At 44.0% G+C, this 25,190-nt stretch carries 19 protein-coding genes, 1 tRNA gene and 1 pseudogene; 6 read left to right on the top strand and 15 right to left on the bottom strand.

Annotated features, from left to right (window positions below):
* Positions 1-230: 230 nt before the first annotated feature.
* A tRNA-Gly gene (locus tag MHN79_RS20025) sits at positions 231-306 on the bottom strand.
* Positions 307-485: 179 nt separating this feature from the next.
* Complete coding sequence (gene orn, locus MHN79_RS20030; protein WP_239174690.1) at positions 486-1,031, bottom strand: oligoribonuclease; 546 nt, start codon at positions 1,029-1,031, stop codon at positions 486-488.
* Positions 1,032-1,140: 109 nt separating this feature from the next.
* Here orn and rsgA point away from each other — a divergent pair, with 109 nt between their 5' ends.
* The 5 genes from rsgA (at position 1,141) to MHN79_RS20055 (ending at position 7,993) form a co-directional block, all read left to right on the top strand.
* Entirely contained in the window at positions 1,141-2,196 is a 1,056-nt protein-coding gene (gene rsgA / locus MHN79_RS20035) for a small ribosomal subunit biogenesis GTPase RsgA (RefSeq protein WP_239174692.1), read from the top strand.
* Between the two features lie 101 nt (positions 2,197-2,297).
* Complete coding sequence (asd, locus tag MHN79_RS20040; protein ID WP_239174694.1) at positions 2,298-3,164, top strand: archaetidylserine decarboxylase; 867 nt, start codon at positions 2,298-2,300, stop codon at positions 3,162-3,164.
* 169 nt (positions 3,165-3,333) lie between these two features.
* Positions 3,334-4,752 carry an SLC13 family permease gene (locus MHN79_RS20045; protein WP_239174696.1) on the top strand — a complete coding sequence of 473 codons (1,419 nt, stop codon included), beginning with the start codon at positions 3,334-3,336 and terminating at the stop codon, positions 4,750-4,752.
* 296 nt (positions 4,753-5,048) lie between these two features.
* Positions 5,049-6,581, top strand: coding sequence for a 2,3-bisphosphoglycerate-independent phosphoglycerate mutase (gpmM, locus tag MHN79_RS20050; protein WP_239174698.1), 1,533 nt, complete (start codon positions 5,049-5,051; stop codon positions 6,579-6,581).
* A gap of 272 nt (positions 6,582-6,853) precedes the next feature.
* Positions 6,854-7,993, top strand: coding sequence for a murein hydrolase activator EnvC (locus MHN79_RS20055; protein WP_160933028.1), 1,140 nt, complete (start codon positions 6,854-6,856; stop codon positions 7,991-7,993).
* Between the two features lie 8 nt (positions 7,994-8,001).
* Here the strand turns inward: MHN79_RS20055 and MHN79_RS20060 are convergent, their stop codons facing one another.
* The 4 genes from MHN79_RS20060 to nudC form a co-directional block, all read right to left on the bottom strand.
* A complete protein-coding gene (locus MHN79_RS20060) occupies positions 8,002-8,961 on the bottom strand; it encodes a DHH family phosphoesterase (protein ID WP_239174701.1) in 960 nt (319 codons plus the stop codon).
* Between the two features lie 72 nt (positions 8,962-9,033).
* Complete coding sequence (locus tag MHN79_RS20065) at positions 9,034-9,669, bottom strand: TetR/AcrR family transcriptional regulator (RefSeq protein ID WP_160933032.1); 636 nt, start codon at positions 9,667-9,669, stop codon at positions 9,034-9,036.
* A 272-nt stretch (positions 9,670-9,941) separates the two neighbouring features.
* The gene (gene hemE, locus MHN79_RS20070; RefSeq protein ID WP_239174704.1) at positions 9,942-11,009 is read right to left on the bottom strand and encodes a uroporphyrinogen decarboxylase; all 1,068 of its coding nucleotides are present in this window, start codon (positions 11,007-11,009) and stop codon (positions 9,942-9,944) included.
* 291 nt (positions 11,010-11,300) lie between these two features.
* Complete coding sequence (nudC, locus tag MHN79_RS20075) at positions 11,301-12,080, bottom strand: NAD(+) diphosphatase (RefSeq protein WP_239174706.1); 780 nt, start codon at positions 12,078-12,080, stop codon at positions 11,301-11,303.
* Positions 12,081-12,258: 178 nt separating this feature from the next.
* Between nudC and rsd the strand changes: the two genes are divergently transcribed.
* Positions 12,259-12,753 carry a sigma D regulator gene (gene rsd, locus MHN79_RS20080; RefSeq protein WP_114788022.1) on the top strand — a complete coding sequence of 165 codons (495 nt, stop codon included), beginning with the start codon at positions 12,259-12,261 and terminating at the stop codon, positions 12,751-12,753.
* Positions 12,754-12,843: 90 nt separating this feature from the next.
* Here the strand turns inward: rsd and rpoC are convergent, their stop codons facing one another.
* The 9 genes and pseudogenes from rpoC to MHN79_RS20125 all read right to left on the bottom strand — a co-directional run.
* The gene (gene rpoC, locus MHN79_RS20085; RefSeq protein WP_114788011.1) at positions 12,844-17,046 is read right to left on the bottom strand and encodes a DNA-directed RNA polymerase subunit beta'; all 4,203 of its coding nucleotides are present in this window, start codon (positions 17,044-17,046) and stop codon (positions 12,844-12,846) included.
* Between the two features lie 75 nt (positions 17,047-17,121).
* Entirely contained in the window at positions 17,122-21,150 is a 4,029-nt protein-coding gene (rpoB, locus tag MHN79_RS20090) for a DNA-directed RNA polymerase subunit beta (RefSeq protein WP_160933040.1), read from the bottom strand.
* Positions 21,151-21,382: 232 nt separating this feature from the next.
* Positions 21,383-21,751, bottom strand: a complete 369-nt coding sequence (rplL, locus tag MHN79_RS20095) for a 50S ribosomal protein L7/L12 (RefSeq protein WP_160933042.1) — start codon at positions 21,749-21,751, stop codon at positions 21,383-21,385.
* Positions 21,752-21,808: 57 nt separating this feature from the next.
* Positions 21,809-22,303 (bottom strand): 50S ribosomal protein L10, encoded by a 495-nt coding sequence (gene rplJ / locus MHN79_RS20100; RefSeq protein WP_114788009.1) that lies wholly within the window; start codon positions 22,301-22,303, stop codon positions 21,809-21,811.
* 276 nt (positions 22,304-22,579) lie between these two features.
* Positions 22,580-23,281, bottom strand: a complete 702-nt coding sequence (gene rplA, locus MHN79_RS20105) for a 50S ribosomal protein L1 (protein ID WP_152429400.1) — start codon at positions 23,279-23,281, stop codon at positions 22,580-22,582.
* Between the two features lie 4 nt (positions 23,282-23,285).
* Entirely contained in the window at positions 23,286-23,714 is a 429-nt protein-coding gene (gene rplK / locus MHN79_RS20110; protein WP_026084318.1) for a 50S ribosomal protein L11, read from the bottom strand.
* Positions 23,715-23,879: 165 nt separating this feature from the next.
* Positions 23,880-24,428, bottom strand: a complete 549-nt coding sequence (gene nusG / locus MHN79_RS20115) for a transcription termination/antitermination protein NusG (RefSeq protein ID WP_114788007.1) — start codon at positions 24,426-24,428, stop codon at positions 23,880-23,882.
* A 13-nt stretch (positions 24,429-24,441) separates the two neighbouring features.
* A complete protein-coding gene (gene secE / locus MHN79_RS20120) occupies positions 24,442-24,822 on the bottom strand; it encodes a preprotein translocase subunit SecE (protein WP_152429399.1) in 381 nt (126 codons plus the stop codon).
* Between the two features lie 273 nt (positions 24,823-25,095).
* Positions 25,096-25,190: pseudogene (locus MHN79_RS20125) on the bottom strand (elongation factor Tu); the annotation flags it as partial.

Consider the following 25,190-nt stretch of genomic DNA (forward strand, 5'->3'; position numbering starts at 1 on the left):
CGGATTTGAACCGACGACCTTCGGGTTATGAGCCCGACGAGCTACCAAGCTGCTCCACCCCGCGTCCGTATTTTCACCATTAAAGCATGATGACAACTATAAACTGGAGCGACACTCGAGGTTCCCTATTCATAATAAAAAGGCGTGACCTCAACCTTGGCAAGGTTGCGCTCTAATAACTGAGCGAGTGTCGCTTTCTTCACCATTAAGTATGATGACAACTAAAAACTTGGAGCGACACACGAGGTTCGAACTCGTGACCTCAACCTTGGCAAGGTTGCGCTCTACCAACTGAGCTAGTGTCGCATTCACAACGTTTACGTCGTGTAGGGCTGCGAATTATAAGAGCATTTTTTTGTGATGCAAGTCCTTACAGTAAAAAAAACTGTTTTTTTTTCCGTTTGATGAAAAAGAACACAAAACTAAGTAAATCTAGTTCTAGAAAGATTGTTTAATGACTTGCAACAGCGTGAAATAACCGTCTGTTATATTTTGAAAACCGTTTGTCGATAATATTTCAGTTCAGCGATTGACTCACGTATATCATCCAAGGCCAAGTGACTTCCCGATTTAGAAAATCCAGTCAGTATTTGTGAATCCCAACGACGTGTTAGTTCTTTTATGGTACTCACGTCGATATAACGATAGTGAAAATACTCTTCGAGTTGTGGCATGTGTTGGTAAAGAAAACGTCTGTCTTGTCCAACGCTGTTACCACAGATAGGAGAAGCGCCTTTAGGAACCCATTTCTCTAGGAATTTTATAGTTTGTTCAATGGCTTCTTGCTCAGTAACTTTACTCGCTTTGACTCTCGCCACTAATCCACTTCCAGTGTGTGTTCTAACGCACCACTCATCCATTTTGGCAAGTTCTTCTTCGGCTTGATGGATAGCAAGTACTGGCCCTTGAGCTAGAATGTTTAATTCGCTATCAGTAACTATGGTAGCAATTTCAATGACTTTGTGTACATCAGGGTCTAAACCAGTCATTTCTAGATCAATCCAAATTAAATTTTGATCGCTAAAGGACATAAATCGTTGCCTATTGGTTTTATGCTAAAAAAGGTACTATACCCAAATTCTGATCCTCAGGATAGATAACCTAGGGGTCATCTAGTTCAATATAGTTAAGTAGACAATTGTGGCAAAAAAGAAAAAGCTGACCAAAGGTCAAGTCCGACGAGTACGAAACAATCAAAAACGCAAACTGACCAAAGAAGAGACCTTTCAGTGGGAAGAGTCTATGCTGTGTGCCGCACAAAAAGGATTGGTAATTACTCGCTTCGGTCAACACGCCGATATTGAAGATATTGATAGTGGACAAGTGCATCGCTGTAACTTAAGACGTGGCATTGAAACTCTCGTATCGGGAGATAAAGTTATCTGGAGGCCAGGTCTTGAATCTATGGAAGGCATTAATGGTGTGGTGGAAGCTGTTGAGCCACGCAGTTCTGTTTTAACTCGTCCGGATTACTATGATGGTTTAAAACCAGTCGCTGCCAATGTAGAACAGATGGTGATTGTTTCCTCTGTGCTTCCAGAGCTGTCGCTTAATATTATCGATCGCTACTTGGTTGCAGCGGAAACACTCAACATAGCCCCATTATTAGTACTCAACAAAGTCGACCTTCTGGGCATAGAGCAACGTATTCAATACCAACAATGGTTAGAAGAATATCAACGCATTGGCTACAAAGTATTGCTAGTAAGTAAGCAAACAGCAGAAGGCATAACCGAACTCGAGGCTGAATTAAAAAACAAAGTGAATATTTTCGTTGGTCAATCTGGTGTCGGAAAATCAAGTTTAGTCAACGCATTAATGCCTGATTTTAATGTCGAGGAAGGTGAAATTTCGCAAAACTCTGGATTAGGTCAGCATACAACGACTGCTTCTCGTTTGTATCACATCCCAACTGGCGGCGATTTGATCGATTCCCCAGGCGTTCGAGAATTCGGTCTTTGGCATTTAGCCGCTGAAGAAGTCACTAAGGCATTTGTTGAATTTAGACCTTATCTAGGTGGCTGTAAGTTTCGAGATTGCAAACACAAGGACGATCCAGGATGCACGATTCGAGAAGCGGTTGATAACAACGAAATCAGTGAAACACGATTCGAAAACTACCACCGAATTCTCGATAGCATGATAGAGGTGAAAGCTAATCGCCAGTATTCAAGGAACAAAAAAGCTGACCTCTAAACGAAATTAACCACTAGGAGTACTGACTTTACTGGTAAAGTTGAGTAGTATCTCACGCCCAAAAGCAAGCAAACATTCGGTTAACATTGGAATACATGACAATGGATAAAATCAAAGTTGGACTACAGTATTGGATCCCTAAACACGCTTTGACGCGTTTAGTCGGCAAACTCGCATCGGCCGAAGCCGGTGGTCTAACAACCGCAGTTATTCGCTGGTTTATCAAACAATACAATGTCAATATGGATGAGGCAAAGTACTCAGATCCTAAACACTTCAAGACCTTCAATGAATTTTTTGTTCGTGAGTTAAAGGAAGATGCTCGCCCGATTTGCTCTCAGGAAGACATTCTTACTCATCCAGCTGATGGCTGTGTGAGTCAGTTTGGACCTATCCAAGATGGGAAATTGATTCAAGCCAAAGGACACAATTACACCGCTCAGGAACTACTCGGAGGAGATGCCAAACTCGCTGCAGAATTTGCCGATGGTAACTTCGCCACCATTTATCTTTCACCGCGTGATTATCACAGAGTCCATATGCCATGCGACGCAACTTTGCGCCAAATGATTTATGTACCTGGTGACCTATTTTCAGTTAACCCCCTCACCGCTGAAAATGTTCCTAACTTGTTCGCCCGTAATGAGCGCGTAGTGTGTATTTTTGATACCGAATTCGGTCCTCTGGCTCAAGTTTTAGTCGGTGCTACCATTGTTGGCAGTATTGAGCAAACATGGGCAGGAACTATCACTCCTCCTCGCGGCAATACCGTCTACAAGTGGGATTACCCAAGCGAAGGTACTCGTTCTATCGTGTTAAAGAAAGGCCAAGAAATGGGACGCTTTAAACTAGGCTCGACTGTGATTAATCTCTTCGCAAAAGATAGTGTTAAGTTCGATGACTCGATGGCCAACGGCCACTCTACCGTGATGGGAACACCCTACGCGTCAATCACATCAAATAAGTAATCTCAGTTCTATACAATTAACGCTCTGATTTGCAGGGCGTTTTTTTGATCTAGGGCAAAGTCACTACAAACAGCATGCTCACACGTGCAAACTTTTATCCAAGTCTAATACCTTAACATTGAGATTCTTTATCCTAGGAAGCATGTTGACCTAGATTGGTTAAATCTGCATGCCTAAATACTCTCGAATACTCACCGCTAAGCTAATATTTTGCTTTGCATTACCACTATTGGTTTTGCTTTTACCAACAGAGCAAATGCCTATCGAGGGTCTCACTCTCATACAACATCGACTTTTAGGTATATTTTTATTAGCAGCGCTTCTTTGGATTCTAGAACCAGTGCCTGTATTTGCGACCTCAGTGCTTATTATTGCTCTTGAACTGATCATGCTCTCTGACAAAGGATTACAATTTTTTCGTATTACTAAACCAGAGCAAAGCTTGGGAGAGTTAATCCCATACAGCGATATTCTAAATACCTTTTCCTCACCAATTATTATCCTCTTCATGGGCGGGTTCACCCTTGCCATCGCCGCCTCTAAATACGATTTAGATAAAAACTTAGCGCGTGTTCTGCTGCGACCTTTTGGTGCCCAACCCAAATTCATAATGCTGGGTCTAATGTTAATCACTGCCGTTTTTTCGATGTTTATGTCCAATACTGCAACCACAGTAATGATGCTCGCTCTCGTCAGCCCAATTATAGCCCTTGCTCAAAAAGAGCAAGTAGGGATCAAGGCCTTAATTCTGTGTGTTCCAGTCGCAGCAAATACGGGAGGAATCGCTACCCCCATTGGCTCACCTCCAAATGCAATTGCCCTCCAATACCTAACTGAAGAACACAGTATCGATTTCCTCAGTTGGATGATGATAGGGCTGCCTTTTGTCGTTATTCAGCTGATTGCTGCTTGGTTTCTATTGCAAAAATTATTTCCATCTCAAGTTAACTTTCTGATTTTAGAACTCGATGGACAGTTTCAGTGCAGCTGGCAAGCCATTGTCGTCTACATAACCTTCGCCAGTACTGTTTTACTCTGGATGACCACCCAAGTTCACGGTATGAATACGTATGTGGTTGCTATGGTTCCTCTGGTGATATTTACATTAACAGGCATCATAGGTAAGACAGAGCTCCAACAAATAAACTGGGATGTACTTTGGTTAGTGGCCGGAGGCATCGCCATCGGTATGGCACTCGATAAAACAGGACTAGCTGAAGTGCTTGCCAATGCGGTTGATTACCAATCTCTTGCGCCAATAAGCCTAGTGATCACTTTATCCATCATTTGTTGGTTAATGGCGAACTTTATGTCGAATACAGCAACAGCAAACCTACTCATGCCAATTGCAGCTGCTATTGGCACTTCAATGGATAACCTTACTTCTATTGGCGGTCTACAAGGGCTTATGGTGGTAGTTGCCTTCTCCGCGTCTCTTGGCATGATTCTACCAGTTTCGACTCCGCCTAATTCACTCGCTTATTCAACGGGATTAATCGAAAGTAAAGATATGGCAAAAGTTGGGGCGATATTGGGTATTCTAGGCTTGTTCATCACTTATACTGGCGTCATCTTACTGGGAGGATGATAAACTCAAGCAGAGAACGTTGATTAATAGTCAAATTCAATCATATGGGTATCGTTAGTTAAGCTCTATTAGAGTAATCGATAATAACCGCTTTAACTTTCTTTTTTTTCAGCGACAATAGCCTTATAGATAGGAAACCTTAACTCACCAAAGTCACAGCAAAAGAATAGGTGAAAGATAACAACATAACTTCCCCAATAATCTTTGATCTTTACCTACAGTTTTGGCTAAAAAGTGTAGTAAAATTACGCTAATTTTGTTTCCTAAGTTACTTTGAATTTGACGAGGACATCACTATGTCAGCTAAGAAACCATTGGCTCTTGTAATTCTTGATGGATATGGACACCGAGAAGACACGGCCAGCAACGCTATTGCGAATGCTCATACACCGGTAATCGATAGCCTACTTGCTAACAACCCTAACACCTTGATTTCAGCGTCTGGCCTTGATGTCGGCCTACCAGATGGGCAGATGGGTAACTCTGAAGTGGGCCATACCAATATTGGCGCTGGACGAGTCGTGTATCAAGATCTCACCCGAATCACAAAATCCATTGCTGATGGTGAATTTGAGTACACTCCAGCACTCGTTGAAGCCATCAATGCAGCGGTAAAAGCGGATAAAGCGGTTCATATTATGGGACTCATGTCTCCTGGCGGTGTACATTCTCACGAAGATCACATCTATGCCGCAGTAGAAATGGCTGCCAAACAAGGCGCAAATAAAATTTACCTACATTGTTTCTTAGATGGCCGTGATACCCCGCCAAGAAGTGCAGAAAACTCACTTAAGCGTTTTGACCAGCTATTCGAACGCCTCGGCAAAGGGAGAATCGCTTCTCTCGTTGGCCGATACTACGCCATGGATCGTGACAACAACTGGGAACGTGTTGAGGTAGCTTACGATCTCCTGACACAAGCGAAAGCTGAATTCCAATCCAGTTCGGCTGTTGCAGGGTTACAAGCTGCGTATGAACGTGGTGAGAATGACGAGTTTGTTAAAGCAACATCAATCAAAACAGCAGAGCAAGAAGAAGCACTGATGCAAGAGGGAGATGCGGTCATCTTTATGAACTACAGAGCCGACCGAGCCCGTCAAATTACCCGTGCTTTTGTTCCAGAGTTTGAAGGTTTCACTCGCAACGCCTTCCCTAGCATCCACTTTGTGATGCTTACGCAATACGCAGCGGATATTCCACTTTCCATCGCATTCCCACCAGCATCTTTGGAAAACACCTATGGTGAGTGGCTATCGAAGCAACGTCATACTCAATTGCGCATATCAGAAACAGAAAAATACGCTCACGTTACTTTTTTCTTCAACGGTGGTGTTGAAACAGAATTTGAAGGTGAAGAACGACAACTAGTCGCTTCTCCTAAGGTCGCAACCTACGACTTACAACCTGAAATGAGCTCAGCTGAATTGACTGAGAAAATGGTCGCAGCTATTGATTCTGGGAACTACGATACCATCATCTGCAATTACCCAAATGCAGATATGGTTGGACACACAGGTGTATATGAAGCAGCTAAATCAGCCATTGAAGCACTTGATAGCAGCTTAGGTAAAGTTGTCGAAGCGATACAAAAAGTCGGTGGACAAATGCTAATCACCGCAGACCATGGCAACGCCGAGATGATGGTAGATCCAGAGACTGGTGGGACCCACACTGCGCATACCAATCTTCCTGTACCACTGATTTATGTTGGCGACAAACAGATTGAGTTCAAACAGGGAGGTAAACTCTCTGATCTAGCGCCAACTATGCTGTCACTTGCTGGCCTTTCTATTCCTCAAGAAATGACAGGTGAAGTGTTAATCAAATAACCTTTAAGACTCAAAACAAAGGCCTGCTGACCTAAATGTTATTCATGCTGGATGCAGGCCTTTGCGCCATACTGTCCATTGTGCAGTGCTGAGTGAGTTAGCACTCTTTTTTGACCAAACTTCAGTATTTAAATGCTCTAAGAAGCACTTTATATCTCACCAACATCTCGTTTTTATCTGCCGATAAACAAGTTTTGACATTACTCTTTCTTCGTGGGAACGTGTTTGGTTATACTGACTGTCAAACAAGGACTGAGGATTTCCCCTTTCGCATGGCAATACGGCAATCAAGACAAACACTAGCCTTACCTATACTTGCTGGATTGGTATGTCTCATTTTGGTCTCACTCGCCTTTCCAACATGGTCTGCCTCACCTAATGAGCTTAAAGGGGTCAGCAATGAAATTTCAAGACAGAGGCAGTCGCTCAGCTCTCAACAAAAAAAGCTCGACACTCTTAATAAGTCTCTAAAAAAGCAAGAACTCAGTATTGTTCGCTTAGAAAAAGAGATCAAGAAAGCCAAAGCATCGCTGCATAAAACCAATCAAAGTATCTCTGCGCTGGAAAAGCGTATCGCTTCATTAGAAAAGCAAAAACGACAACAAACAGAAGTTCTTGCAGAGCTTTTACAAACCTATTATGCAACACAAAGAGCGCAATCATCAGCTAACATGCTTAATCAAAGTGTTGAAGAAGACAGGATCAGTCAATACTTTCAACACTTAGCCAAGAAGCGAGCTGTAACCATTGCCCAGATAGAAAAAACCGTCAGTGAGCTGACCAAAAGCGAAACACAGCTAAAACTTGAGCAGCAACAAATTACCAGTTTACTCGATGAACAAGAGCAAACTCGCAGACGTCTTACCAAAGAGCAATCTAAACGGAAGGGGACTCTCAGTAACATCAAGAAGAACATTTCTAATGACAAAGTCTATCTCACAGAGCTCCAACGTAATGAAACAAGGCTAAAAGCTGAAATCGCTAAAGCTGCTAAACGCAATACGCCAATACCCATGGATGGTTTGGCCAAACAAAAAGGCCGTCTTCCTTGGCCAATTAAGGGGACAGTTCTACATAATTACGGCTCTCGTCAAACAGGACAAATAAATTGGAAAGGCATGGTGATTAACGCAGCCTATGGACAAGCTATAAAGGCAGTTTACTCTGGAACCGTGGTATTTTCAGACTATTTGAGAGGGTATGGTTTAGTAATCCTGCTCGATCATGGTAAGGGTGATATGACTTTATATGGCTTTAACCAAAGTTTACTCAAGAAAGAAGGCGATAAAATCTCAGCAGGGGAAACCATTGCGCTTGCCGGAGACACTGGTGGCCAGTCAAAAGCCTCACTCTATTTCGAAATCAGGCGCAACAGTAAGGCTCAAGATCCCAGAGCTTGGCTTGCTCGATAATGAAGACCTTATTGGCTATAAAATTTTTCCACTTTAGATATAAGTGTCGGTAGTTGCGCTTTGGTCAAGGTATTAATACCACCAGCTCCAGCACGTCCTCCCCCCGAAATAAACTGCGCACACAAGTCTCCAGCACCATATCTATTATCACTGGGCGCGCGCAGTGACACTTTAAAGCTTCCATCTTGATTATGGGTAAGAACAATATGCGCCAACTCAGGGGATTGATTGGATAGCCAGTTTCCATACACCCCGCTAATACGCCTTGAAGCCGAGCTATCGGGCAGCTCAACGACTAAAAGGCAATGGCTTTGATGCAAAGGCGGTATTGAAATCACTTGGTTAAAATCTTGCTGATACGACTCACGCAGCACTGAATAAGGAGACAAAGGATCGCCGATAACCGCAAAAGGATTTTCATAAGCCAGTAGCCTTCGATACAATTCATCGGGTAGGAAGTTTAAATCCTCTAAAGAAGCGCCATAACCATTATAGTTAATTAACTTTCCTAGCTCGCTTAGCTGCGCTCTTTGAGCTTTATCTAATCCTGCTGCGCTTGCGAGCTCATCGGCCTTGGCACATAGATTATCACCATACGCAGCTACAATAGCCCAATGATGGAACCTTCCTCCAAGCAACTTATCTATGATCAAAGCCGTACATACATTGGCATCCAAATCAATATGCGCATCTAGGTTAGGATCTTGAGGAATGCTTCCTGCTTGATGGTGATCTGCGTAAAATACCGATGCGCCACCAGCTAATATCTGCTTTAGCCTAGCCATATTGCTCCGCATGGATATGTCTAATACGGTTAGAGTATCTCCCAAGCTGCAATGCACGGCATCCAAAAGCTTGATATCTCGCTTCAATCCAGTGACCAAGGCAGCCTTTTTAGGTACAGCTAAGCGAAGTTGAAGTAGTGATATGATGCCATCAGCATCACCATTAAACACGTCATAATGCATAAAAACCTCTTAACGATCATTATGACACTTTAAGAGGTTTTATGGGTCTATGACAATTACATTTGGTTATGGTTAAGCATGAATCGCTTTAACACCATCCTCAAGTAGTTGTAGTTGCTCTAGGCCTTGAGGTGTCGCTTTGGGTTTTACTACCGCAATCATCTGCAGCATGCCTTGATGAATGACCTGTTCGGTAATGTGCGTTTTTTGCGACATTGCAGAGCGGTAGCCGAGCCAACTAGAAGCAATCATGTGTAAAGTGGTAACTAAAGGTTTCATTTCATGTTCTTCCACGGCAAGCAACTCAAGATCAACAAAAGAGCGCATAATATTGACTAAGTTGGTCTGCAACTTTTCTTGAACCAGAATATATTCTTCATGTAATTGTTCGTCTCGTTGCAAAATTTCAGGAAGATTGGCATAGAAAAAACGATACTTCCACATTAACTTGAAGATGGAGTCTAGATAGTGTTTAAGCAAGACCAAACTTTCTTGCTGTCCGTGAATTGGTGAGAAACGCTCCAGTAACTCATTGGAATAAAGGGCGAAAATTTCACGCACAATTTCCTGCTTATTACGAAAATGGTAATAGAGGTTACCAGGGCTGATATCAATGTGTGCGGCGATATGATTGGTGGTGATATTACGTTCGCCATGTTCATTAAAAAGATTCAATGCGGCAAACACTATTTTGTCACGTGTCTTCATACGTTTCACGTATCCTCTGCAATTAATAATGTCAGTGTAATTTCGGTCGACCTACCTTTCGAAGCTGATTTGCCCACCTTTACTTTATTCCTTACGCAAAGTAATCATTGTCTTATGTCACCACTCTACAAGATTAATCGATAATTCAACAGTATGAAAACGCAAAGATCATATTAAAAATGGTGATATAAAACATAACAGTAGCTAGTTAAGCCTTATATATTAACCACAAACTAAAAAGCGCCTGATTAGACCAGACGCTTAAATAGATTTTATTGGTGAAAAGGCTTGGATAAGTCATGAACCGCTTCAACAAATACACCCGCGTTTTCAGGTGGTACATCGAGATGAATACCATGTCCTAAATTAAACACATGACCAGTCCCTGCATGCCCAAACCCTGCCAAAATATCGGCGACTTCTTGGCGGATTCTATCTGGAGACGCATACAAGATTGACGGATCCATATTTCCTTGCAGTGCCACTTTATCTCCAACGCGGTGCACAGCTTCTTCGATGTTAATTGTCCAGTCTAAACCAACCGCATCACATCCAGTCGCGGCAATTTTTTCTAACCACATGCCACCATTTTTAGTAAACAAGGTGACAGGTACTCGGCGCCCTTCATTTTCTCGAATCAGTCCATCAACAATTTTTGCCATGTATTGGAGTGAGAATAAATTGTAATCTCTTGGAGTCAGGACACCACCCCAAGTATCAAACACCATGACAGATTGAGCTCCAGCTTTAATCTGAGCGTTAAGATATTCAATAACACTGTCGGCAAGTTTATCTAACAACATATGCAGTGTTTGTGGCTCTGAATACATCATCCTCTTGATTTTAGTGAAAGCTTTTGAGCTGCCACCTTCGATCATGTAAGTAGCCAGCGTCCAAGGACTTCCGGAGAAACCGATCAAAGGTACTTCTCCTTTTAGATCTTTACGGATCTGACGCACGGCGTTCATCACATATTGCAATTCACCTTCCGGATCTGGGATGCCAATTTTTTCAACATCAGCCTTGCAGGTAATAGGGTTGTCAAATACTGGGCCTTCGCCAGCAGCAAAGCGCAACTTTAGACCCATAGCATCTGGAATAGTTAGGATATCCGAGAATAAAATTGCAGCATCAAGAGGGTAACGGCGTAATGGCTGAAGTGTGACTTCTGAGGCAAGCTCAGCATTCTTACACAAAGACATAAAGTCACCAGCCTCAGCTCGAGTCGCTTTATATTCTGGGAGGTAACGTCCTGCCTGACGCATCATCCATACTGGTGTGTAGTCTACTGGTTGCTTTAAAAGAGCACGCAGATAACGATCATTTTTAAGTTCAGTCATTCCGTATTTCCAACTATTGAGCTTTTGTTTAGCGCCGTTATTCTAACACTGTTTAGTCTACAAAAGCGGCATGCTTTGCAACCTGGATCAAGTTATTAACGTTTAAATCAGCGCTTAGTTTGCGCCCAAACTGTAACAGTGTTAAAAATCTCCGTGCTAGCGAAAAATAATAACTATAACCTGAGTACCTGTGACTCAGCATCTCATAACGACATCTTACTTACCCCCTCCCTCTCGGAGGGTTTTTTTTTGCGTTTAAACGGGTTCAAGGAGATAAATTTGGGGGTATATTTATTTAACACACTCCTTCATCGTCTCCTCGATTAACGCTCTTGCAATCGTTCCATGTGGTGCAATAGCAGGTAATGTATCAGCTGAAAACCAACCAAGACTCTCAATCTCCGAATCATCTGGTTTCAGCTCTCCTTGTTGATAATCCGCCAAAAAACCAACCATTAAACTGGATGGAAAAGCCCAAGGTTGGCTGGAAAAATAGCGAATATTGGTAACATCAAGGCCCGTCTCCTCTTTCACTTCTCTTGCAACACATTGCTCAAGAGTTTCACCCACTTCTGCAAACCCTGCGATAACCGTATACATACCATTTCGATGACGAGAATGTTGAGCCAGTAAGATCTGGTTACCTTTACGAACAGCCACTATGATGCAAGGAAATATACGTGGGTAATGCAGTGTCCGACAGTCCCCGCATTGCATTGCCAGTTGATTGTTGTTGAGATGACTCCTGCCACCACAAATAGAGCAAAATCTCAGTGTTTGGGTCATGTGACCATACTGAACGGCTTTACTGAGTAATAAAAAAACGCTCTCGGGCAGGCTTAGACACTCACGTAATGGCGTTAGGTGCAGATTTTGTTCAACTTCACCTGCATTTAACCAAATAACAGGCAGATTTTCATACTCACCAATCTTGTGTCCCAGCCCCTGTGGTATAGAAAGCTCAATGGCAGTGCCACAAGGTAATTTGTTGTTAATCAACCATACTTCACTTCCCGACACAAGACACCAGTAGGCTGTCTCTTTTGGCTTTCTATCATTTTTGCTTAACATTACCAACCCTCTATACTTGCAGTTCATTCATTTTACTGGCAATCTTAATTCATACCAGAGTTTGTAGTAGAGCGAGTTTCTGGCTATAAACTCTAGTAAGAACGAAAAGTTTTGCTCTACACCGGTTTTGGGAGTCAAAGCGTAATTGTCACTGCAAAAGTGGCTCGATCATGAGGATATGGTCATGCTGAATAAATTCAAACAAACACAAGAACAATGGGGCGGCTCAAGTGAACTTATCGATCACTGGCTAGAGACTAGGCAATCGCTTATCGTAGAATATTGTAAGCTTGCATCACTTCAACCCACTTCTGTAAAAACCACACTTTCTTCACTCCCTACCGCTGATGAGCTACAAGTTTTCTGCCAACATCTCGTCGATTATATCTCTGAAGGACATTTTAAGATTTATGATATGGTGATGGATAAATGGCGTTCAACTGGCTTTGAAGCAACAGAGGAAATCAATGCAACCTACGGGCGCATTGTGCTTACTACCGATCCACTGCTCAACTTTACCGACAAATATGCAGCGGTTAAAGATGATGAACCTCTCGAGTCTTTTGATAGTGATTTATCGCTAATTGGCGAGATATTGGAAGCCCGTTTTGAAGTAGAGGATCAGCTAATCCAGCTAATTGCGGACAGTTTGGCTGTACCTCCTGGCGCATAATAAAAGATGTATAACTTCACCCCCTCAAAGTTGTAAACAGAACGAACAAAAAAGGCACCCAAGGGTGCCTTTTTAACGCTTTAAAAGCGATTACTCATCAACTGAAAAACCTGCGTTAAGCAAAGCAGCTAAGTTATCTGTTGCTTGTTCAACAGATGGGCCTTCTTGCTCTTCAACACGTTTTGCTTGACGATCTTGGTGGTAAGCGAAACCTGTACCTGCTGGAATCAATCGACCAACAATAACGTTTTCTTTCAGACCACGTAGCTCATCACGCTTACCAGAAACTGCTGCTTCTGTTAGTACGCGAGTTGTCTCTTGGAACGATGCCGCTGAAATGAAGGATTCAGTTGCCAGAGACGCCTTAGTGATACCAAGTAGTTCGCGTTCGAAGCGTGCAGGTTCTTTACCCTCGGCTTCAAGCTGACGATTAGCAATCTTAACGTTCGCATATTCAACTTGCTCGCCCGCAAGGAACTCTGAGTCACCAGCGAATGTGATTGTACACTTGCGAAGCATTTGACGAACGATAGTCTCGATGTGCTTGTCGTTAATCTTAACGCCCTGTAAGCGGTATACTTCTTGAACTTCGTTCGCGATGTACTGAGTAACCGCATGGATACCACGTAAACGTAGAATGTCATGTGGAGACTCTGGACCATCGGCAATCACATCACCACGTTCAACTTTTTCACCTTCAAAAACGTTGAGCTGACGATGTTTAGGGATCATCTCTTCGTAGGTATCTCCACCTTCACGAGTGATCACTAGACGACGCTTACCTTTAGTCTCTTTACCAAAGCTCACAGTACCTGTGTGCTCTGCAAGAATCGCAGGTTCTTTCGGCTTACGAGCTTCAAACAAGTCAGCAACTCGTGGTAGACCACCAGTGATGTCTCGGTTTCCGCCAGATTTCTGAGGAATTCGAGCAAGCGTATCACCGACACCAACTTCAGCACCGTCTTCAATGTTAACAATCGCTTTACCAGGTAAGAAGTAATGGGCTGGCATATCCGTACCAGGAATCATTACATCTTTGCCTGCCGCATCAATAAGTTTGATAGCAGGGCGCATGTCTTTACCTGCAGCTGGTCTCGCAGCCGCTTCGGTCACTTCGCTAGAAGACAAGCCTGTTAGGTCATCAGTTTGACGAGAAACTGTTACACCATCAATCATATCAACAAATTGGATACGACCTGCCACTTCAGTGATGATTGGCATAGTGTGCGCTTCCCAGTTAGCTACTGTTTCTCCAGCTTCAACACCCTCGTTGTCGCCTTTGCTAAGTAGTGAACCGTATGGAAGTTTGTGCTTCTCTTTGGTGCGGCCAAATTCGTCAATAATGGTTAGCTCTGATGCACGAGACGTGATCACAAGCTTACCTTGCTTGTTAGTTACGAACTTAGCATTATGCAGCTTCACAGTACCAGTGGTCTTCACTTGAATGCTGTTTTCTGCTGCTGCCGTCGATGCTGCACCACCGATGTGGAACGTACGCATGGTTAACTGTGTACCCGGTTCACCGATAGACTGAGCAGCAATAACACCCACTGCTTCACCTTGGTTCACTAGGTGACCACGTGCAAGATCACGACCATAACACTGTGAACAACAACCGAAGTCTGCATCACAAGTTACTACTGAACGAACTCGGATTTTATCTACTGAGTTGTCTTCCATGATCTGACACCACTTCTCATCAATCAGAGTATTACGTGGAATCAAAACATCTTCAGTGCCTGGCTTAAGAACATCTTCAGCAACGACACGACCAAGAGCTAACTCAGAAAGTGCAACTTTAACGTCACCACCTTCAATATGAGGCATCATATCGATACCTTCATGTGTGCCACAATCATGCTCATGGACAACAACATCTTGCGCGACGTCTACTAGACGACGTGTCAGATAACCTGAGTTCGCTGTTTTCAGTGCCGTATCCGCTAGACCCTTACGAGCACCGTGCGTTGAGATAAAGTACTGAAGTACGTTCAAGCCTTCTTTAAAGTTCGCTGTGATCGGCGTTTCGATGATAGAACCATCTGGACGCGCCATCAGACCACGCATACCGGCAAGCTGACGAATCTGAGCGGCAGAACCACGAGCGCCCGAGTCAGCCATCATATAGATGCTGTTGAACGACTCTTGCTGTTCGCCTTCACCTTCACGGTTAACTACTGTCTCTGATGACAGGTTTTCCATCATCAGTTTTGCAACGCGATCATTGGTTGATGCCCAAATATCGATAACCTTGTTGTAGCGCTCACCCGCAGTAACAAGACCGGATTGATACTGTTCCTGGATTTCGCGAACTTCTGCTTCCGCTTCTTCGATTTCAGTGTATTTCGCATCTGGTACAACCATGTCGTCGATACCAACAGAAACACCTGAAAGCGCTGCGTATGCAAAACCGGTATACATGATTTGGTCAGCAAAGATGACTGTGTCTTTCAGACCCAGCTTACGGTAAGCCTCGTTCAATAGGTGAGAGATTTGCTTCTTACCTAACTTTTGGTTAACGATGCTAAACGGAAGACCTGCAGGCACAATTTGCCACAGCATTGCACGACCGATAGTTGTATCAACTAGTTTAGTCTCAGTAGTGCTATTGCCATCTTCATCTTTAACAGTCTCCGTGATACGGACTTTAACGCGAGCATGCAGCTCTGCAGACTTGGTACGATATGCTTTCTCAGCTTCTGCTGGGCTAGCAAGGTACATACCTTCGCCTTTGACGTTAATCTTCTCACGCGTCATGTAGTACAGACCCAAAACAACGTCCTGTGAAGGTACGATGATAGGATCACCTGATGCTGGCGACAGGATGTTGTTTGTCGACATCATCAAAGTACGAGCTTCGAGCTGCGCCTCTAAAGTTAGAGGAACGTGAACCGCCATTTGGTCACCATCGAAGTCCGCGTTGTACGCCGCACAAACAAGTGGGTGTAGCTGAATTGCTTTACCTTCGATAAGTACAGGTTCGAACGCCTGAATACCTAGACGGTGAAGTGTCGGCGCACGGTTTAGTAGTACTGGGTGTTCACGAATTACTTCATCGAGAATATCCCATACAACGGCTTCTTCACGCTCTACCATCTTCTTAGCAGCTTTGATCGTCGTCGCTAAACCACGAGTCTCAAGCTTACTGTAGATAAATGGTTTGAATAGCTCAAGTGCCATCTTCTTAGGAAGACCACACTGATGCAGACGAAGGTATGGACCTACTGTGATTACAGAACGGCCAGAGTAGTCTACACGTTTACCTAGAAGGTTCTGACGGAAACGACCTTGTTTACCCTTGATCATATCAGCAAGAGATTTTAGAGGACGCTTGTTCGAACCTGTAATCGCACGACCGCGGCGACCATTATCTAGAAGTGCATCAACAGACTCTTGTAACATACGCTTTTCGTTACGTACGATAATGTCCGGAGCAGCAAGCTCTAATAGACGCTTCAAACGGTTGTTACGGTTGATCACGCGACGGTATAGATCATTCAAATCTGAAGTCGCAAAACGACCACCATCTAGTGGAACTAGAGGGCGTAGATCTGGCGGAAGTACCGGAAGCACAGTTAAGATCATCCACTCTGGGTTGTTGCCCGATTGAACGAATGCTTCAACTAGCTTCAAGCGTTTAGTGATTTTCTTACGCTTAGTCTCTGAATTAGTAGACTGAAGCTCTTCACGCATTTCTTCAATTTCGGCCGGAAGATCCATAGACGCAAGTAGGTCTTTGATCGCTTCAGCACCCATCTTAGCCGTGAATTCATCACCCCACTCTTCTAGACGATCTAGATACTCTTCTTCGGTAAGCATCTGAGATTTTTCTAGATCAGTCATACCAGGCTCTGTTACCACGTACATTTCGAAGTAAAGAACACGTTCGATATCACGTAGAGGGATATCCATAAGTAGACCGATACGAGACGGCAATGATTTTAGGAACCAGATGTGAGCAACTGGTGAAGCAAGTTCAATGTGGCCCATACGGTCACGACGAACTTTAGTTTGTGTAACTTCAACGCCACACTTCTCACAGATAACACCACGGTGTTTCAGACGCTTATATTTGCCACAAAGACATTCATAATCTTTAACTGGACCAAAAATACGCGCACAGAACAGACCATCGCGTTCAGGTTTGAACGTACGATAGTTGATCGTTTCAGGTTTTTTAACTTCACCAAAAGACCATGAACGAATCATGTCTGGTGAAGATAGACCGATTTTGATTGCATCAAATTCTTCGGTCTTATGCTGTGCTTTTAGAAAGTTTAATAAGTCTTTCACAATCAGCTCCTGTAAGGAGTTAAAAGGAGCTCACCCGCAAAAGTGAGCACCTTCAACCAAATAACCCCGTGGGGATTACTCTTCGTCTTCTAGCTCGATATTGATACCAAGCGAGCGAATCTCTTTCAACAGTACGTTGAACGATTCTGGCATGCCAGGTTCCATGCTATGGTTGCCATCCACGATGTTCTTATACATCTTGGTACGGCCGTTAACGTCATCTGACTTAACCGTTAGCATTTCTTGTAGGGTGTAAGCAGCACCGTATGCTTCTAGTGCCCATACTTCCATCTCACCGAAACGCTGACCACCGAACTGAGCTTTACCACCCAGCGGTTGCTGAGTAACTAGGCTGTATGAACCAGTAGAACGAGCATGCATCTTGTCATCAACAAGGTGGTTTAGTTTGAGCATATACATGTAACCAACGGTTACAGGACGCTCAAATGCATCACCAGTACGACCATCAAACAGAGTAAGCTGACCAGATTCTGGTAGTTCACCCAGTTTAAGTAGTTCTTTGATTGACTGCTCAGAGGCACCATCAAACACTGGTGTTGCGATAGGTAGACCACCACGCAAGTTGTTAACCAAAGTGCGCACTTCATCGTCAGTCAAGGATGCAACATCAACTGTCTGACGAGTTTCGCCTAAGTCGTAAACCTTCTGTAGGAAGTCACGGAACTTAGCCAGCTCTTGCTGCTCTTTCAGCATTTGGTTGATCTTGTCACCAATACCTTTAGCCGCGAGACCTAAGTGGACTTCGAGGATCTGACCTATGTTCATACGAGAAGGTACACCTAGCGGGTTAAGCACGATGTCAACCGGCTGACCTTTCTCATCGTAAGGCATGTCTTCTACAGGGTTGATCTTAGAGATTACACCCTTGTTACCATGACGACCGGCCATCTTATCGCCCGGCTGAATACGACGTTTAACCGCAAGGTAAACTTTAACGATCTTCAGTACGCCTGGAGCTAGGTCATCACCTTGAGTGATCTTACGACGCTTAGTTTCGAACTTCTTATCGAAGTCTGCTTTTAGCTCATCATACTGCTCTGCAAGTTGCTCAAGCTTAGTCTGCTGAGCATCGTCGTCTAGCGTTAGCTCTAACCACTTCTTGCGATCAATAGCGTCAAGTTTAGCATCAGTATAACCACCTTCAACAAGTACAGCTTTAACGCGGTTAAGTAGACCACCTTCCAGAATCTGGAATTCTTCAGTAAGGTCTTTCTTCGCTTCTTTTAGCTGCATTTGTTCAATTTCAAGCGCGCGTTTGTCTTTTTCGACACCGTCACGAGTGAATACTTGAACATCGATGATGGTACCTGACACTGAGTTTGGTACACGCAGTGAGGTATCTTTAACGTCTGATGCTTTTTCACCAAAAATGGCACGCAGTAGCTTCTCTTCTGGAGTCAGCTGAGTCTCGCCTTTTGGTGTTACTTTACCAACAAGGATGTCACCACCCTTAACTTCCGCACCTATGTAAACGATACCTGACTCGTCCAATTTAGACAGAGCAGACTCACCTACGTTTGGAATATCGGCCGTAATTTCTTCAGCACCAAGCTTAGTATCACGTGCAACACAAGATAGTTCTTGAATGTGAATAGTCGTGAAACGGTCTTCTTGAACAACACGTTCAGAAACAAGGATCGAGTCCTCGAAGTTGTAACCATTCCAAGGCATAAACGCGATACGCATGTTCTGACCAAGTGCAAGTTCACCCAAGTCTGTTGAAGGACCATCGGCAAGCACATCGCCACGTGCAACAGGTTCACCAGGCATCACAGTTGGACGCTGGTTGATACACGTGTTTTGGTTTGAACGAGTGTATTTAGTTAGGTTGTAGATATCGATACCCGCTTCACCTGGGATCAACTCGTCTTCGTTCACTTTTACAACGATACGAGACGCATCTACAGACTGGATAACACCACCACGCTTGGCAACCGCTGTTACACCTGAGTCAACAGCAATATTACGCTCAATACCTGTACCAACAAGAGGCTTATCAGCCTTAAGTGTCGGAACAGCCTGACGTTGCATGTTCGCACCCATCAATGCACGGTTCGCATCATCGTGTTCTAGGAACGGAATAAGCGAAGCAGCGATAGATACTACTTGGTTAGTCGCAACGTCCATGTAATCTACATGGTCACGTGGGTGCAGACCAGATTCACCTTTCTGGCGAGCTGTGATCAACTCTTCAGCAAATGTTCCTGCTTCAGTCAGTACTGTGTTCGCCTGAGCGATAACGTATTGACCTTCCTGAATAGCAGATAGGTAATCAACTTCGTCTGTTACTACACCATCTACAACACGGCGATATGGTGTTTCAAGGAAACCATACTCATTACAACGTGCGAATGCAGATAGCGAGTTGATAAGACCGATGTTTGGACCTTCAGGCGTTTCGATCGGACATAGACGGCCGTAGTGAGTTACGTGTACGTCTCGAACTTCAAAGCCAGCACGCTCACGCGTTAGACCGCCTGGACCCAATGCAGAGATACGACGCTTATGCGTTACTTCTGATAGAGGGTTGTTCTGGTCCATAAACTGAGACAACTGAGAAGAGCCAAAGAACTCTTTCACTGCCGCAGAAATTGGCTTAGCGTTGATCAAATCTTGTGGCATTACAGCATCTAGATCGCCCAAGCTTAGACGTTCTTTCACTGCACGCTCAACACGCACTAAACCAACACGGAATTGGTTTTCAGCCATTTCACCAACGCTACGGATACGACGGTTACCTAAGTGGTCAATATCGTCGACTTCTCCAATACCGTTACGAATAGCAATGAGCTTCTTCATCACTTCGATGATATCTAGCTCGTCAAGCGTACCCTGCTCTTGTGCGTCTTCGCGCTCAATTGAGCTGTTGAACTTCATACGACCAACAGTCGAAAGGTCGTAACGCTCTTCAGAGAAGAATAAGCTATCAAATAAGGCTTCAGCAGCTTCTTTCGTTGGCGGCTCACCTGGGCGCATCATGCGGTAGATTTCTACCAACGCAGAAATACGATCGACAGTACTGTCGATGCGCAGTGTATCTGACATGAATGGACCATGGTCTAGATCGTTCGTAAATAGAACTTCTAGTGCTTTGTGGCCAGCTTGAGATAGGTTCGCTAGTGCTTCAAGACTGATCTCTTGGTTAGCAGAAACAATAATCTCACCAGTTGCTTCATTGATATAATCTTTTGATGCAACTCTACCAACTATGTACTCAACGGGTACTTCGATATGCTCAACGCCATCTTTTTCAAGTTGACGGATATGGCGCGCTGTTACACGACGGCCCGTTTCTACGTAGACCTTGCCATTAGCTTCAATATCGAATGATGCCGTTTCACCGCGCAGACGATCAGGAACCAGCTCCATAAGAAGGGTCTGGTCTTTCACCTCGAAGTTCACCTTCTCAAAGAAGATGTCTAGGATTTCATCTGTCGTCTTACCTAGCGCACGAAGAATGATCGATGCAGGCAGTTTACGACGACGGTCAATACGTACATATAAGTTATCCTTAGGATCAAACTCGAAATCAAGCCATGAACCACGGTAAGGAATGATGCGCGCATTGTAGAGAACTTTACCTGAAGAGTGGGTCTTACCCTTATCGCTGTCGAAGAATACACCTGGGCTTCTGTGCAGCTGGGATACGATAACCCTCTCGGTACCATTGATAACGAAGGTACCATTGTCTGTCATAAGCGGTATTTCGCCCATGTAGACTTCTTGTTCTTTAATGTCTTTTACAGTACCTGCTGGCGCGTCTTTATCAAAGATGACTAGGCGTAGTTTTACACGTAGTGGTTTTGAATAAGTTACGCCGCGAATTTGACATTCTTTAACGTCAAAAACTGGCTCACCAAGACGGTAGCTAACGTATTGCAGCTCGGAATTGCCGTTATAGCTCTGAATTGGAAATACAGAACGGAAAGCAGCTTCAAGACCGTATTGACCTTCAGGATCCTGTTCGATAAATTTCTCGAACGAATCGAGCTGGATCGATAGCAGGTATGGAATGTCCAACACTTGTGGACGAGTACCAAAGTCCTTACGGATGCGCTTTTTCTCGGTATAAGAGTAAACCATGGGGTTCCTCAGCTCGCTGATAAGTGACCCAAACTGTCTAGAGTCATTCGTAGACAGTGACTAACAACTGTTTGACTGTAGTGACATTTCATAAAGCTGTCATGAAATGCTTTTTGCTAGGAACTTGGGTGCTCAAACAGCGGAAAAATCACCCAACCCCTACAGCGCAAAAAGGCCGGTGGTTGTAAAACCACCAGCCATTAGCCGCTAGGGCTAAGAAACTATGCAATAATTACTTAACAGTAACACTTGCACCAGCTTCTTCTAGCTGAGCTTTAAGAGCTTCAGCTTCATCTTTCTCGATGCCTTCTTTAAGAGGTGCAGGAGCGCCGTCAACTAGAGCTTTCGCTTCTTTAAGACCTAGGCCAGTCGCGCCACGTACCGCTTTGATTACAGCAACTTTGTTGCCGCCAGCAGATTCTAGGATTACGTCGAATTCAGTTTGCTCAGCAGCAGCGTCGCCACCAGCAGCACCGCCAGCTACAACAGCAGCAGCAGCAGAAACACCGAATTTCTCTTCCATTGCTTCGATTAGTTCAACAACTTGCATTACAGACATTTCTGCAACTGCATCTAGGATTTGCTCGTTAGTAATAGACATAACAATTCTCTTTTAAATCAACAATAAGTTTATTAAGCAACCAGAAAAAAGCAAGGCTTATGCCGCAGCTTCTTCTTTTTGATCGCGTAGTGCTGCGATAGTACGTACCAGCTTGCCTGCAGAAGCTTCTTTCATGCACATCATTAGGCGTGCGATTGCTTCGTCGTAAGTTGGTAGTGTCGCTAGTACTTCAGCGTCAGCTAGCGCACCTTCAAATGCAGCAGCTCTGATCTCGAAGTTTGAATTCTCTTTAGCGAAGTCTTTAAAAAGACGCGCTGCAGCACCTGGGTGCTCATTAGAGAATGCGATTAGAGTAGGACCAGTGAAAGTGTCAGTTAGACACTCGTAGTCTGTACCTTCAACCGCACGACGCATTAGTGTGTTACGAACAACTCGTACATAAACACCCGCTTCACGAGCTTGTTTACGTAGAGATGTCATCGCGCCCACTTCAACGCCACGAGAATCAGCTACAACTGCAGAAAGTGCACCACTGGCAGCTTCGTTGACTTCAGCAACAATTGCTTTTTTGTCTTGAAGGTTTAAAGCCATCTTGGATTTACTCCTGGTTGTCGTTACACCACTCACTATTATCACAACAGTGAGAGTTATTGAGGTGCTTCCCAGAAGAAAGGTAACTATTTACATAGAGCTTTCTGTCAGTTCGGGCACCATCTACGTAGGAAGATTAAGTCATCATTGAATAAAATCAGACACCTACGGTCTTGGACGGAGACTGAGTCTTAACTCTTTTCGAATCAAAGTTCAGCCCCAACCACAAATATTAGGCGCGAAATTATACATAAATTTCACGCCTAAGCAAATAAATTATGCTTGAGTGTTCAGGCTAGCCTGATCAACAGCAACACCAGCACCCATAGTAGTAGAGATGCTTACTTTCTGCAGGAATGTACCTTTAGCAGAAGATGGCTTAGCTTTCTTCAGAGCCACTAGAAGTGCTTCTAGGTTCTCTTGGATCTGCTGTGCAGAGAAGTTTGCTTTACCGATAGTAGTGTGGATGATGCCGTTTTTGTCGTTACGGTAACGAACCTGACCCGCTTTAGCATTTTTAACTGCTTCAGCAACGTTAGGAGTTACAGTACCAACTTTAGGGTTTGGCATTAGACCGCGAGGACCAAGAATAGTACCTAGCTGACCTACAACGCGCATTGCATCTGGAGAAGCAACAACTACGTCAAAGTTCATTTCGCCTTTCTTCACTTGCTCAGCAAGATCTTCCATACCAACGATGTCTGCGCCAGCTTCTTTAGCTGCTTCAGCGTTTGCACCTTGAGTGAACACTGCAACGCGGATTTCGCGGCCAGTACCGTGAGGTAGTACAGTTGCACCACGTACGTTCTGGTCAGATTTACGAGCATCGATGCCTAGGTTAACAGCAACATCAACAGACTCAACAAACTTAGCAGTAGCTAGTTCTTGAAGAAGAGCAACAGCTTCGTTGATTTCGTATTCTTTAGTTACGTCAACTTTTTCGCGGATTACGCGCATGCGCTTAGTTAGTTTTGCCATGATCTTAACCCTCTACCACTAGGCCCATTGAACGAGCAGTACCAGCGATTGAACGCTTCATTGCTTCGATGTCAGCACCAGTCATATCTGCAGCTTTAGTTTCTGCGATTTCTTGGATTTGAGCGTCAGTTACCGTACCCACTTTTTCAGTGTTTGGACGACCTGAACCAGACTTAACGCCAGCCGCTTTCTTAAGAAGAACTGCTGCAGGTGGAGTCTTAGTTACAAAAGTGAAAGAACGGTCATTGTATACAGTGATAACAACTGGAGTTGGTAGACCTTTCTCAACCGATTCTGTTTTTGCGTTAAACGCTTTACAGAATTCCATGATGTTAACACCGTGTTGACCTAGAGCAGGACCAACTGGTGGACTTGGGTTTGCCATACCAGCAGCAACTTGCAGCTTGATATAAGCTTCAACTTTCTTAGCCATGATTTTTCCTAATTTTGGGTACTAACGCTAATCCGCTGATCAGCTCCCCGTTCATATAAATAACTTTCTACTTTCATCGAAGTAAAAAGGCGCGAAATTATAATCATAATTCGCGCCTCATACAAGCTTTAAAAGCTGTTTTTTTGTACTCTTTAAACTCTGGGTTTAGTCTAATTTTTCAACCTGACCAAACTCAAGTTCAACAGGTGTTGCTCGACCGAAGATAGAAACAGACACCTTCATGCGGCTCTTCTCATAATCCACTTCTTCAACAGTACCGTTAAAGTCTGCAAATGGACCATCATTGACACGTACAACTTCACCTGCTTCGTACATAGTACGTGGTCTAGGTGACTCACTCGCTTTTTCAAGACGGTTAAGGATAGCGTCAGCCTCTTTATCCGTGATAGGTGCAGGACGGTCAGAAGTACCACCAATGAAGCCCATGACACGAGGTACGCTGCGTACTAGGTGCCATGATTCATCGTTCATAATCATCTGAACAAGGACGTAACCTGGGAAGAACTTACGCTCAGACTTACGACGTTGACCTGCACGCATTTCGACTACTTCTTCAGTAGGAACAAGAACTTCACCAAACAGCTCTTCCATGCTGTGCATTTTAATATGCTCGCGAAGAGACTGAGCGACACGGCCTTCAAACCCAGAGAAGGCTTGAACCACATACCAGCGTTTTTTGGGAGCTTCACTCATGAATTAAAACCCTCTATACCCCAGTCACAAAGTTGACAAGACGAACCATGATGCCGTCAATGCCCCAAAGTGCTAGAGCCATTACAATACTTACAGCTAAAACGATAAAGGTAGTTTGCATAGTTTCTTGGCGTGTAGGCCAAACTACTTTACGAACTTCCATACGAGATTCTTTAGCGAAATCAATCGCAGCCTTACCCTTTACTGTTGTAGCTGCCACACCTAACGCTGCTGCAATTAATACAACAACACCGGCAACGCGAATCACTACAGACATTTCACCATACAGGTAATTACCCACAACAGCGGCAGCTAACAGAGTAAAAGTGATAACCCACTTAAAGATATCTGCGCCATTTGAGCTATCAGGAGTTTCAGCATTATTTGCTTTCATAAAACCAACCTGTCAAAAGTCTTAATATAGACGACAACAACCCCGCTGCTGCAGGGCAAATCCATGAAACGACAACCTATTAGATTGGCGTACTCTTCTTATTACTCAATAACTTACCGTTAAAAGTAAGAATCTAATTAATATCTACCTGTAGAAGAAATTGGCAAATATTATATTGAGTGCAGAAAAAGGGCATCAAATGATGCCCTTTTTGCTACTGCTTCGTCAAATCTTATTCAAAGATTTTCAGAAAGCTTCGCCAATTCTTGAGAATTAATCGAAGATCTTAGCAACAACACCAGCACCTACTGTACGGCCACCTTCACGGATCGCGAAACGAAGACCTTCGTCCATTGCGATTGGTGCGA

Origin of the sequence: Vibrio sp. Of14-4, from assembly GCF_022347625.1 — a bacterium.
GTDB classification, from domain to species: domain Bacteria; phylum Pseudomonadota; class Gammaproteobacteria; order Enterobacterales; family Vibrionaceae; genus Vibrio; species Vibrio pristinus.